The sequence below is a fragment of the Lactiplantibacillus pingfangensis genome (assembly GCF_005404945.1).
Taxonomy (GTDB): domain Bacteria; phylum Bacillota; class Bacilli; order Lactobacillales; family Lactobacillaceae; genus Lactiplantibacillus; species Lactiplantibacillus pingfangensis.
Genome location: NZ_BJDG01000016.1, coordinates 1 through 13,477 on the forward strand (window position 1 = coordinate 1; position 13,477 = coordinate 13,477).

At 44.7% G+C, this 13,477-nt stretch carries 11 protein-coding genes; 2 read left to right on the plus strand and 9 right to left on the minus strand.

Features of this window, described 5'->3' with window-relative positions; translation table 11 throughout:
* Nucleotides 1-44: 44 nt before the first annotated feature.
* From FFM74_RS08435 to rpmH, 9 genes are all read right to left on the minus strand, one after another.
* On the minus strand, nt 45-425 hold the full coding sequence (locus FFM74_RS08435; RefSeq protein ID WP_137626193.1) for a helix-turn-helix domain-containing protein: 381 nt from the start codon (nt 423-425) through the stop codon (nt 45-47).
* Nucleotides 426-446: 21 nt separating this feature from the next.
* Nucleotides 447-1,763 carry a C1 family peptidase gene (locus FFM74_RS08440; RefSeq protein WP_137626194.1) on the minus strand — a complete coding sequence of 439 codons (1,317 nt, stop codon included), beginning with the start codon at nt 1,761-1,763 and terminating at the stop codon, nt 447-449.
* 677 nt (nt 1,764-2,440) lie between these two features.
* Nucleotides 2,441-3,028 (minus strand): signal peptidase I, encoded by a 588-nt coding sequence (gene lepB / locus FFM74_RS08445; RefSeq protein ID WP_137626195.1) that lies wholly within the window; start codon nt 3,026-3,028, stop codon nt 2,441-2,443.
* Nucleotides 3,029-3,261: 233 nt separating this feature from the next.
* Nucleotides 3,262-5,175, minus strand: coding sequence for a tRNA uridine-5-carboxymethylaminomethyl(34) synthesis enzyme MnmG (gene mnmG / locus FFM74_RS08450; protein WP_137626196.1), 1,914 nt, complete (start codon nt 5,173-5,175; stop codon nt 3,262-3,264).
* Nucleotides 5,176-5,199: 24 nt separating this feature from the next.
* Nucleotides 5,200-6,591: a tRNA uridine-5-carboxymethylaminomethyl(34) synthesis GTPase MnmE gene (gene mnmE / locus FFM74_RS08455; RefSeq protein WP_137626197.1), complete on the minus strand. Its 1,392-nt coding sequence runs from the start codon at nt 6,589-6,591 to the stop codon at nt 5,200-5,202.
* A gap of 242 nt (nt 6,592-6,833) precedes the next feature.
* Complete coding sequence (gene jag, locus FFM74_RS08460; RefSeq protein ID WP_137626198.1) at nt 6,834-7,748, minus strand: RNA-binding cell elongation regulator Jag/EloR; 915 nt, start codon at nt 7,746-7,748, stop codon at nt 6,834-6,836.
* Nucleotides 7,749-8,327: 579 nt separating this feature from the next.
* The gene (gene yidC / locus FFM74_RS08465) at nt 8,328-9,161 is read right to left on the minus strand and encodes a membrane protein insertase YidC (RefSeq protein ID WP_137626199.1); all 834 of its coding nucleotides are present in this window, start codon (nt 9,159-9,161) and stop codon (nt 8,328-8,330) included.
* A 15-nt stretch (nt 9,162-9,176) separates the two neighbouring features.
* Nucleotides 9,177-9,521: a ribonuclease P protein component gene (gene rnpA, locus FFM74_RS08470; protein WP_137626200.1), complete on the minus strand. Its 345-nt coding sequence runs from the start codon at nt 9,519-9,521 to the stop codon at nt 9,177-9,179.
* 113 nt (nt 9,522-9,634) lie between these two features.
* Complete coding sequence (gene rpmH, locus FFM74_RS08475; RefSeq protein ID WP_003640225.1) at nt 9,635-9,769, minus strand: 50S ribosomal protein L34; 135 nt, start codon at nt 9,767-9,769, stop codon at nt 9,635-9,637.
* 507 nt (nt 9,770-10,276) lie between these two features.
* Here rpmH and dnaA point away from each other — a divergent pair.
* The gene (gene dnaA, locus FFM74_RS08480; RefSeq protein ID WP_137626201.1) at nt 10,277-11,638 is read left to right on the plus strand and encodes a chromosomal replication initiator protein DnaA; all 1,362 of its coding nucleotides are present in this window, start codon (nt 10,277-10,279) and stop codon (nt 11,636-11,638) included.
* Nucleotides 11,639-11,814: 176 nt separating this feature from the next.
* The gene (dnaN, locus tag FFM74_RS08485) at nt 11,815-12,954 is read left to right on the plus strand and encodes a DNA polymerase III subunit beta (RefSeq protein ID WP_137626202.1); all 1,140 of its coding nucleotides are present in this window, start codon (nt 11,815-11,817) and stop codon (nt 12,952-12,954) included.
* The last annotated feature ends 523 nt before the right edge of the window (nt 12,955-13,477 follow it).

Sequence of the window (13,477 nt, forward strand, 5' to 3'; positions counted from 1 at the left end):
GAAAGCGCCCAGCCACGGGGCGGCTGGGCGCTAATGATAGCTGATTACCAACAACAGTTGACAAAGAGCCTTTTTTTCTTCTTACGTTTTTTCTTTTTAGTCGCAGGGGGATCTTTCACAACTAGCTTGCGAGCTTTCTTCAACAACTTCTTCTGACCGGCAGCATCTAACTGTTGCCAAATCGTTAGCAATTCTGCATCAATCGTGGCTGGTGCCGTTTCTGGAATTGTCGCCCCGAGTAGCCATTCGGGATCGACTTTCAAAGCTGACGCTAAAGTGACGACCTTGTCATGTTTAGCAACATATTTGCTACTCAACCACTGACTAATCGAAGATCGCCCAATCCCAGTCGCCTTAGCCAATTGGGCGGATGTCATTTGGGCTTGTTGCATCGCGCTTTCAAGTCGTTCAGCAAAAATACTCATTCATAATTCCTCCCATCAAATTTAACTCAACGGATCCCAAGCAGGCAAGCGCCGCGCTGGTTCTTGGAGCAACGCTTGAAATTCAGGGGCTAAGAACTGCTTGTGAACGACCACTTCGTAGACATACTCATCGAACCAGTCTTGCGTCATGACGAAGTAACCTTTATCACCATTGGCATCGCCCCAACTATTTTCAACTTTCCATTTTGTTGGGGTATCATCGACAACATCAACCCCAGTCAACGTCATCGCATGACTCACTTCGCCTTCACCCGTCTGTAACCGTTGAGCTTTGGTCAAATGGCCATTAATGCCAAATAACTTAGCTGATTCATACAAGTGCGCATCTAAATACCCAGCTTTACGGTCCATTTGGCGCAAAACATCGTTGCCAAACCAAATTGTTTCGCCAGATTTAAGTTGTTGAACCGCAACATCCGTCAAAACGCCCATATCCACGTTCAAAAACTCAATCGGTTTGCCCCCGATGACATTGTCCTCATCCGGTAAACTGTATAGTTGATTTAACGGTTTATCTGGGGAATTAGTGACGACCACATAATCATCCAAATCAGTTTCAAAATAGTTCTGATAGAAGGCTTGCGGCGTTAACTGCGCTTCACGATGATACTTTTTATCGTCGTCACGATATTCTAAGTCAAACGTTGTCGGTGGTTCACCAAATGAATAGACCGCAATCCGATAAACTTCTTGTAACATGCTCTTTTCGAGTGATTGTAGTTCGGCTTCATCGGCGCCATCCATGACCAATTGACGCAGTTTTAGCCCATCTTTACGCAATTTACGACTCATGACTTCTTGAAAGTCACTCGTATTCGTCGTGTTGAATGTTTCTGGCATCACGCTGGCCGGCACAACACCGTACTTTTGCACAAGACTTGCCGCCATCGCCCATTGACCACCATCTTCACCAGGATTAGCAAATAAGAACTGAACTAAGCGATCACTAATTGGTTGGCGTGCAGTTTGTTCAACATTACGATAGAACATGTTAGCGCGTTCAATTTTATCCCAGAAAAACAAGTAATTTTGTGATAGTTCAAAATCTTTAACGTGATAATTAGTCGCAAATTTGTGCCGCAAGGTATTTAACAGCGAAAATTCCCAGCAACGGCCACTATGCTTCTGATTGCTAACTTTGCCAGTAGGTAACTCAATCGAGAACGTCCGATCCAATCGACTTGCCGCCTGGTTATCATAACTCGTTGCTTTAATACCATTTTTAGTGACTGCACGAGTCAAAACTGGTGCGAGTTGATCTTCTGCTTGTTTGGCACGTAGCGCAGCCAAAGCAGTTTTCGTTAATTCAGTTGCCATTTGATTACCTCCATTAATTCTCATTTAAAATTAATTTTATCTCATTAATCACAATTTTAGCCTTGTTGGCAGCGGAGTTCAATGTAAACGAACGCAATTTGTTTAGTTTTCTGAAGATTAAACGGGTTACTCTTCTAAACTAAATTAGTGGTGATCCCGCTCCGGCAGGCAGAATCGCTGTGCTATGGTGGGACTTTCCCAGCCATAGTGCGGTCTGTAACTTCGATTCAAAGTCGACAAACCGCGTCTTTGAATCGCCCTGTAAGATTAGGCGGCCAAGAACACCGACCAATCTTACCGACACAGCACAACGATTCTCCCTGCTTCCGCTAAACCTAGCCTAAAAACAGTTAAATTAGCTGGAAGTCGCCGCTGATGGCATCGGTCGTGATGGTGGCGTTGGGGCGGCATGTTTCTTGCCGGCGTTACGCCACGGACGGTCCGGGACACTTGCGATTTATGCAAGGGTTCCGGGCGAGGGACAAGACGTTCCTCAGGCTTGATCCGGTCCCACGACCGCATGTTATCAGTGGCGACTGGAAGCGGCCCTGTCAACTAATCTTCGTACCCTAATCATTGACATGGCGGTAATTGTTAGCGATTTTGATCTTTCAACCTTTTGTTCCAAACAAAAAGGGCTAATAACCAAGTTTCCCCGATTACTAGCCGATTATTTTTTAATAACTGATTGAATTAACATTACGCCGCTTCTTGGCATTCGTATCCCAGAATGGCACCTTAACCACGCCGAGAACCTTCTTAGCCGGCACGAAACCCCAGTAGCGACTGTCATTTGACACCGACCGATGATCTCCTAAAACAAAATAGCTGTTCTTGGGCACGCGCGTCGTTTTGACGGTCCAGCCATACTTGTCAGTCAGGCCACCTAAATCCCAATTACCGGTACCCTGAGTTCGCTCAAACTGGCTGATAAACTTTTCATTTAAGGCCTTACCGTTGACGTAAAGCTTTCCATCTTGGGAACTAATCGTGTCACCAGGCATCCCAATGACCCGTTTAACATATTTCACGGTTTTGGAATGTGCGTCTGGATCAACATTGTGCGCATAAAAAACAATGACTGATAAATGCTTCACTTTAGCTGGTTTAACCACCGCGACCCGTTCACTATTTTCCAAATTCGGCTCCATTGATGGCCCATCGACACGGACCATGGTGAAGACAAAATGTCGAATCACCATCGCAATCAGCAGCCCCACGACAATCGGTAACACCCAACTCATGATATTTTTGAAAGTTTTCATCCACCAGTTTCTCCCTTTATCCCCATGATAACTTTCAATAATTATAGCCTAATTACAAGTTTCTGTCCGATAATCGTCGATGAGTTTTACAAATTCGTAATTTCACCGTTCAATCGTTAGCAACTGCTTGCTGGCAAACATCCTAAATTTCCAGATTTTGAACCCACCGCCGTAAATTCCAATGCAAAATAAAAGCAGCGGCCACCAGGAAGTGATGACTGCTGCTTGTTAGTTTAATCTTGAACCTTAGCGATGCGCCCTTGTTGAATGTAAACACTCAAAATGGCAATATCAGCAGGATTAACGCCACTAATTCGTGACGCTTGTGCAATTGTTGCTGGTTGGATCTTCTTCAACTTTTGATGGGCTTCAGTAGCTAAGCCATCAATGGCATCGTAGTCGATCCGATCAGGAATCTTTTTCGCTTCCATCTTCTTCAAATGGGCTACACGTTCTTCAGCTTTCTTAATATAGCCAGCATATTTGATTTGGATTTCAACTTGTTCCACGATGTGCCGTTCCAATGGTTCAGCTGGTGCCGGGATAAATTTCATCAAGTCATCATAGCGCACTTCTGGCCGCTTCAAGAAATCCGTGGCTAAAACGGCGTCCTTGAGTGCCCCAGAATTGTGGGCTACCAAGAACTGATTCACTTCGTCATTAGGTTTGATGCGAATGTTGTCCAAACGGTCAAGTTCGTTGGTGATTGCTTGGCGTTTCGCTTCAAATGCCGTATAACGTTCATCATCAATCAACCCAAGTTCGTGACCCTTATCCGTCAAACGTAAATCGGCATTATCATGTCGTAAAATCAATCGATATTCGGCACGACTTGTTAACAACCGGTAGGGTTCGTTCGTTCCTTTAGTCACTAAGTCATCAATCATGACACCAATGTAAGCATCACTGCGCTTCAAGGTGAATTGACCACGATCCAAGGCACGTAAACCGGCATTAATTCCAGCCATTAATCCTTGACCAGCGGCTTCTTCATAACCAGAAGTCCCGTTGGTTTGACCAGCAGTGTAAAGATTCTTAACGAGTTTCGTCTCCAAGGTTGCTTTCAATTGATAAGGTGACACGACGTCGTATTCAATGGCATAGCCCGGCCGCATCATTTCAGCGTCTTCCAATCCCTTAATTGAATGCAAAATTCGTTGTTGCACTTCTTCAGGCATTGAAGTCGATAAGCCTTGAACATACCATTCATCCGTGTTTCGGCCTTCTGGTTCCAAGAAGAGTTGATGCCGCTTCTTATCAGCGAACCGGACGATCTTATCTTCAATTGATGGACAGTAACGAGGGCCAACGCCTTCAATCACACCAGTAAACATTGGTGCTCGATCCAAGTTTTCACGAATAATCTTGTGAGTTGTTTCATTAGTATAAGTTAACCAGCAAGATAATTGATGCGCAAGATCCAAATAATCTTCATCTTTCGTTTCAAAACTAAAATGATGTGGTTCTGGATCGCCAGGTTGTTCTTCCGTCACGCTGTAATCAATGGTATTCCCATCAACTCGTGGCGGCGTCCCAGTTTTGAAACGTTCAAGGTCAAAACCGAGTCGCTCTAAATCACCAGATAATTTCATCGCTGGTTGCGAGTTATTCGGACCAGAAGAGTACATCAATTCCCCGATGATAATTTTTCCACGGGCGGCGGTCCCAGTCGTTAACACCACACTCTTGGCGCTATAGCGGGCGCCCGTGTTCGTGATAACGCCTTTGCAGACACCATCTTCCACGATTAAGCCATCAACAATCCCTTGACGCAAAGTTAAGTTAGGTTCGCGTTCAATCGTATGTTTCATTTCTGAGTGGTAAGCGTGCTTATCCGCCTGTGCCCGTAATGCGCGGACTGCTGGGCCTTTACCCGTATTGAGCATCCGCATTTGGACATAGGTCTTGTCGATATTACGGCCCATTTCGCCACCCAAGGCATCAATTTCGCGAACAACGATCCCTTTAGCCGGTCCCCCAACGGATGGGTTGCAAGGCATAAAGGCGACCATATCCAAATTAATCGTCATAAGTAGCGTGCGATTGCCCATCCGCGCCGCTGCTAAAGCGGCTTCCGAACCGGCATGACCGGCCCCGACAACGATAACATCGTAGTCGCGACCAGTGTATTCCTTTACTTCTGTCATAATTAAGTCTTTCCTCCGTACCGTTTACTTACCCAAACAGAATTGGCTAAATAATTGATCGATTAATTCGTCTTCATAACTATCCCCGGTAATTTGACCGAGAAATTCCCAACAACGTGTCATATCAATTTGAACTAAATCAACCGGCATCCCGGTAGCAATGCCAGTTTGAACGTCTTGCAGCGCCTGTTTAGCTTGGTTCAATAAGCCAATGTGCCGCGCATTCGTTACCATCACGCTATTTTGACTACTTTCAATGCCCTCACTAAAGAATAACTTGGCAATCCGTTGTTCAAGTTGCTCAACACCGGCCCGTTGTAAGACAGACATGCTCAAAACATCAGCTGGATCGACCAACTTGAACAATTGAGTTTGGTCCAATTTAGCAGGTAAATCAGTTTTATTCAAAATAACAATCCGTTTAGACGCCTGCGTATCCGCCAATAAAGCTTCATCCTCAGCGGTTAGCGGTTGACTGTTATCCAACACTAATAACACTAAGTCGGCGGCACCAATCGCTTTACGACTGCGTTCAACCCCAATTTTTTCCACTTTATCGTCAGTATCACGAATCCCGGCCGTATCGACCAATTTCAACGGCACACCGCGGACGTTGACATACTCTTCGATCACGTCACGCGTTGTCCCAGCAACATCCGTCACAATCGCCTTATCTTCATGCAACAAGTGATTCAGCAAGCTCGATTTACCGACATTGGGACGACCAATAATCGCAGTCGCCAGGCCTTCACGCAAGACTTTCCCTTGCTTAGCCGTTGCCAATAGTTGGTCAATGCTTTGACTGACTTCGGCGGCTTTTTCCTTCAACATCTTAGTCGTCATTGCTTCAACGGCATCATATTCTGGGTAATCGATGTTGACCTCAACTTGCGCCAAGACATCTAAAATATCTTGCCGTAAATGCCGAATTAACGTGGATAAATCCCCGTCTAATTGATTTAAGGCAACTTTCATCGACTTATCCGTCTTCGCGCGGATCAAATCCATGACAGCTTCCGCTTGAGAGAGATCCAAACGACCGTTTAAGAAGGCACGTTTAGTAAACTCACCGGGTTCTGCCATCCGTGCGCCATGGCTCAAAATCAATTGCAAAATTTCGTTCGTGGCAACGAGACCACCATGACAATTGATTTCAATAATATCTTCACGCGTATACGTTTTAGGCGCCCGCATCACTGAAGCCATCACTTCATCAACTTCTTGTTGTGAGTCGGGATCCACAATGTGGCCGTAATTAATCGTATGAGAGTTAACCTGTCTCAGGTCTTTCCCTTTAAAAATTCTTGCTACTACATCAAATGTTTTATCACCGCTAATGCGAATGATAGAAATCCCACCTTCACCAGGTGGCGTCGAAACCGCCGCAATTGTATCAAATTCCGTGGTCGCTGGCATAACCGATCAAGTCCTTTCTTAACGTCGTTTCAGCGTTTTACCGCCTAATACCATACCAAATTTTACTTACCATTAGTTAATAATATGTCCTAAAATGCAGAAAAAAAGTGCCTACTCCACGCCACCTTAAAGCGTGGATAAAGCACTTTGACTACTTTATCTAAAAGATAAGAATGATTAACACTTACTATAATAGCACAATTGTCGTTTGTCAAACGCTTGTTTGCGTGCCAAATGACCGGTTATTTACGCGCAGCAACCACGACCGCCCGATGCGGGTCACGGCCCTCTGAGAACGTCGTTACGTGGCGATTATTCGCTAGTTCCGCGTGAATTAATTTCCGCTCAAATGATGGCATTGGGTCCAAGAAGACCTGTTTGCCAGTCGCGATGGCCTCCCGTGCCGTGCTCTCTGCCAACCGTTCCAACGTTTCCTCACGCCGTTCACGATAATCATCGACATCCAAGACAACGTTCACGTGTGACGCGCCATGATGGTTCATGTAAACTTGGGCCAAATCTTGCAGTGCATTGATCGTGCGACCATGTTTCCCGATCAAGAGCCCTTGCTTCACCGTATCAAAATTCAACGTCGCATAACGGTTACCAAAGTCAACGTCCAAATCAGCTGTGATGCCCAATTGTTTCACCACTTCAAGCAAATACGCACTCAAATCGCGAACCGCTTGCTCATTAGCCGCTTGCCGCGCAGCAATTTGTTCAGGTGTCCGTTCCGGCGCCGTCGTGTCAGCAGGTTTCGTTATCACGGTGCTAGCAGCCGCTGTCACAACTGGTTTTTCCGAAACAGGAGCGGCGGTAATTACTGGCTTGGGCATCACAACTTTCTTTTGCGTCTTAGGCGCGGTAGTTTTAGCTGGTGTTGCCGTCTTGGTCGTCACTGCGGCCGCTGAAACGCCTGCGTCAGTCGCAGCCGATGGGGTACTTTTAGCCGCCATCGACGCCGCACGAGCTGGCACGGCCGATTTTGGCTGTGGCTTTGCGGTTAAACGCACCTGGGCCGCTTGTTTACCAATTCCTAAAAACCCCTTCTTGGGTTCCGCGAGCACTTCAAGCTCAACTTGCTCACGGGTTAAATGCAATTGTTTTAAACCAGCTGCCGTGGCAGCTGCGACGGTATTACCTTCAAATACTGTCATCCGATTTCCTCCTCGATAAAAATACCTAGCACTATTATAGCATTACACTGTGGCAGGCGGGAATTTGAGGTGGATTACGGCTTGAACGTACTTTGGGCGATGGGGATGCGTAGTTGACTTAATGGGCAGTGATTGCGTTCTGATTTATTGTTGACTGAGTGGTAAAGATGCGTGGGTGTTATGTTTGGTGGGGGTTTTGTGAGGGGGTTCTGCCTGAATTGCCGAAACGTGTTCACTCAACCTGCGTCCTCTGCTTAGCTACACTCTGGTTTTAATTGCCGAAACGTGCTCGACGCCACTGCGAGCTCCGCTTATCCCAGTGAAGCAACCACTCGGAAGTTCACCAAGTAATTGCTTCACTACGATAATGCTCACTAGCAACCCGTGGCGCCTCACACTCTGGTTTTTGCTTAATTGCCGAAACGTGGCAAAGCCAACTGCGAGTTCCGCTTATCCCGGCTAAGTCACTACTCGGAAAACCACCGAGCAATGACTTAGCCACGATAATGCTCACTAGCAACCCGTTGGCTTTGCCACTCTATAAAAAAAGACCCACCACATGGGCAGGTCCATTTGTATTTAACGTTTATGATTCCGAATCGCACGCTTTCTAGCTTTTTCAAGGTCGCGCTTGCGGTCACGTTCTTTTTGCTTCTTCTCTTCCCGTTCGCGATTAATCTTGAAGGGGTTTTGAAGCAACAAGGTCTGACCAACTTGGAAGGCGTTGGAAATAACCCAGTATAAGGATAACGCGGATGGCACGTTGATGGCAGTAATCAAAATGACTAATGGCATCAAGTACGTCATCGAAGTGGTCATCCCGTTTTGCTCTGGTTGCGACTTCATCGACAACCATGAACTAGCAAACGTGAATAACGCCGCTAGGATTGGCAAAACGTAATACGGATCTTTACTCCCAAGTTGTAACCATAGGAACGAACCGGTTTTCAACGCTTGTGTCCGCCAAATTGCTTGGTATAAGGCAATCAAAACTGGCATTTGAACTAGCAACGGCAACATGCTGGCCATCGGATGAACACCATACTGTGAGTACAGCTTCTTCATCTCGGACTGGAGCTTTTGTTGCGTTTCCATATCACGCGAAGAATATTGCTTTTGTAAAGCTTTCATCTGTGGTTGAATTTCTTGCATGGCAACCATGCTCCGAGTTTGGAAAATCATCAACGGTAAGATGATGATTCGGATGATCAACGTAAACGCGATAATCCCAAGTCCATAACTATGACCAAACAAGTGTGATAGCCAAATAATCGCCCGTGAGAAGTTCAAGATGATCATGCCATCCCAAAACCCAGTGCTTTTATCCGTGATTGGTGTATTACTACACCCACTCAAAACTAACACTAAGGCTAGTACGGCCAGCATTGCCAGTGGTTTTCTGTACTTTTTCAAACGAATGTCCTCACTTTAATCATTGTCCAGCAGGTGCGCTAGCTTTAGCGCATGGCTAAGATAAGCTTTGGTTTCGGCTTGCGACTTACCGGCAACGGTTGGTCGGGCAATGACGAGGAAGTCCGCATCTTGTTTTAGTTGCGGTTTCAACTCGGTGATTGATTGCCGAATCCGGCGCTTCACCCAATTACGAGCGACCGCATTCCCAATCTTTTTACCGACTGAGATACCGACTCGAAAATGTGGCTGCCCCGGTTTATCCAAAACGTAAATGACAAATTGACGATTGGCATACGAGTTGCGGGTCTCAAAAACTTGCTGAAACTCAGTTTCTTTTTTTACCCGATATGATTTTCGCATAATCCATCTCCATGTGTGCGCTCAAGCTAACCTGAGCGAATTGCTACATAACGATACAGTCCTGAACAACTCGGTCCAGGACTGTAAAGAAAAAGCCACTGATTATCAGTGGCCTATGCAGACAATACTTTTCTGCCTCGTTGGCGTCGACGGGCTAACACTTTACGGCCATTGCTGGTGCTCATCCGTTTGCGGAAACCATGGACACGTTGACGATGCCGCTTCTTTGGTTGGTAAGTTCTCTTCATCATGACACCTCCTTCTCTATAATGACATGAATCAATTCGATTAAGTCGTTATTTTCAAAACGCAGTCTAACTCTAAACGCATTTCCTGAATACTATAGCATATATTGTCAATTTTGAAAACCATAAAATTATTAAAGCCGTGTCTTACAACGCCCTGATCTTTAGCACCTTTTGATAAAAAGCTTGTGGAAACAGCTCGCATAAGTTTTGCCCATCCCCAAACTATGCACAGGCTTATCGACAAAATGACAGCCTGTGATTTTGTTTTCCACAGGCACTATTTCAGCTGTGCATAACTCTCCGTATCGTTATTAAACCGGGCTTGGTTTTAAACTGCTCGTTGTGTATAACTTGTCAAAAAATAACTTCAGCTGGCTTTTTAAACATCCTGTGGATAACACTAAAAACAGGCTGTGATTTATTTTAACATCTCTTTGTCCACTTGTGGAAAACTCCAGTTGTTCATGCTAGAATAGAATTACGTTTTTTAAGAAAAGGGGTATCCACGTGCTGGAACGTAATGACTTATGGAATATCATTAAGTTCTCCATGAAAGGCGATCTTTCCTCGATCACTTTTCAGACGTTTGTCGAACCGGCGAAACCACTCCAACTCAATAATTTGCAGATGACAATTGAAGTCCCAACTAAATTGCATCGTGATTACTGGGAAAATAACTTGGCCGCAAAATTTACAGATTATGCCTTCCAAGCTACTAATGAGCAGATTACGCCAGTGATGATAACTGAAGAAGAACGTCAGCAGCTTACGAAAAAATCGCAAGCGACTACCGGTAACGTTGCATCTGGTGAAAACACCACTGCAACTACCCCCACATTTATGCGGGAAACGAAACTCAACCCAAAATATACATTTGAAAGCTTTGTCATTGGTAAAGGTAACCAAATGGCCCATGCGGCGGCGTTAGTCGTCTCTGAAGAACCAGGCACAATGTATAATCCGTTGTTTTTCTATGGGGGCGTCGGGTTAGGTAAGACCCACTTGATGCACGCTATTGGTAACAAATTATTAGAGACCGACCCGAATAGCAAGGTTAAATACGTGACGAGTGAAGCTTTCACCAATGATTTGATCAACGCCATCCAAACGGGGACGCAGGAATCATTTCGTGAAGAATACCGTAACGTTGATCTCCTGTTGGTCGATGATATTCAATTCTTTGCTAATAAGGAAGCAACCCAAGAAGAGTTCTTCCATACTTTCAATGCACTTTATGAAGATGACAAACAAATCGTCCTCACTTCCGATCGGTTACCAAACGAGATTCCAAAATTACAAGATCGGTTAGTTTCACGGTTCAAATGGGGCTTATCTGTTGATATTACGCCACCAGACCTAGAAACGCGGATCGCTATTTTGCGGAACAAGGCTGATTTAGAAGGCATCGACATCCCGGACGACACGTTAAGTTACATTGCGGGTCAAATTGATTCCAACGTCCGCGAACTTGAGGGTGCTTTGGCCCGAGTACAAGCCTATTCACGACTAAACAACTCAGCAATCACCACCAGTTTAGTCGCCGATGCCTTGAAGAGCCTTAATCTAAGCAACAAACTATCGGAAGTATCAATTCCGGTCATTCAGGAAAAAGTTGCCAAGTATTATCACGTCACTATGGCGGAGTTAAAGGGTAAAAAGCGTAATAAACAAATCGTCATGCCACGGCAGATCGCGATGTACTTATCGCGAGAATTAACCGATAGCTCATTACCACGAATTGGCAATGAATTTGGCGGCAAAGATCACACCACGGTTATTCATGCCTATGATAAAATTGCAGCGGCCCTAAAAACTGACTTGGATCTTCAACAAGCGATCGGCGATTTGAAAAGTCAGCTAAAAGCTTAGTGTGGATAAAAAAGGCTAACTCGAAAAGTTTTCCACAGTTTATGCACATGTGGAAAACTCGATGCTTACAGCATTTCTTAAACTTTTCCACATTACCCACCGCTCTACTATTACTACGAACTTTTATTACTTAATTTAGTTATAGACACGCATCACAAAGGAGAGAGGATTCAGCCATGAAATTCACGATCAATCGATCAGCATTTATTAAAGAGTTAAATAATGTGCAACGCGCTATTTCATCAAAAACCACGATTCCAATTTTAACGGGCTTAAAATTAGATGTTTCAACCGAGGGCATTACCTTAACCGGTAGTGATGCCGATATTTCAATTGAAACTACCATTCCTGCAGATGACGATAACAATACGTTAGTTGTGGAAAATGCAGGTTCAATCGTGCTACCTGCGCGTTTCTTTAGCGAAATCGTCAAAAAGTTACCAGAAGATACGATGACGGTCGCTGTGACAGATGGGTTTCAAACACAAATTACTTCTGGCGCGGCATCATTTACAATTAATGGGCTAGATCCTGAAAATTATCCGCATTTACCAGAAATTGATACGACCAATACGATTACTTTAGCCGGTGATGTCTTTAAAGAACTCATTGGCCAAACGGTTATCGCGGTTTCTAATCAAGAAAGTCGACCAATCTTAACTGGGGTTCATTTTATTTTAGGTAATGGTGAATTTATGGCCGTGGCCACGGATTCTCATCGGTTAAGCCAACGTAAAATCAAGTTGCCAGAAGCCAATAATGCCGACTACGATGTGATTATTCCCGGAAAGAGTTTAACTGAATTATCACGGATGATTGGTGATGATAATCCCGATGTTCAAATGCGGTTATCGGAAAATCAAGTGCTCTTTGTGCTTGGAAACACGTCGTTTTATTCACGTTTGTTGGAAGGAAACTATCCGGACACGTCCCGTTTAATTCCAAAAGAATCCAACACCACGGTTGAAATTGAAGCGCCAGCCTTATCCGCCGCAATCGAACGGGCTTCGTTACTTTCACATGAAAGTCGGAATAATGTTGTTCGTTTCTCAGTTAATCCAACTGATAAAACCATTACCATTTTCGGGAACTCACCAGACGTTGGTGAAGTTACCGAACAGTTGCAACCAGCTGAGCTCGACGGCGATGAACTTGAAATTTCATTTAATCCAGATTACATGAAGGAAGCCCTACGTTCCTTTGGGCAAGCCATGATCAAGATTTCATTTACGATGGCATTACGGCCATTCACGCTAGTACCAACTGAAGAAGGCGAAAACTTTATTCAATTGATCACGCCAGTTCGGACGTTCTAAAACAACTGAATAAATATTCAATCACGCAAAAAGCCCGCTTAATTCTAGCTGAATTAGGCGGGCTTTTTGACTGTTGTAACTAAGCGAGAAACGGACAAGGAGGCTGGTTACATTGTGATGTAACTTTTGTGGTATCAGAACAAAATCAAGTTATATTAGTTTATACATTATTGACTGTATCTGTGAGAAAAACCAGGGCAAGGACTCGCTAGTCGACCTAGCAGGTAGGGGCTAAATCAGTATGCGTCTGGCCAGTTTGAGGCGGACCAAGTGCTGAAAACGAGATTGGACTTGCTTTTGATGGCAAAAAAATAACCGATTTCGCGAAAATCCGTAAATATTTCGAATTCTAGCAAATTTACCCCTAGGCAAGTACCCCGACATTAGTTTTGCTTAAATCGGCTTAAAATGGCTCTAAACGCCGTTATAAATTGAATTTTCATAATAAAACAGGTATAATATAACCTGTTGAGGAGTGCGCAAAAACACTCGGCACAGACGTTTAATAGCTTGTAATTGAAAG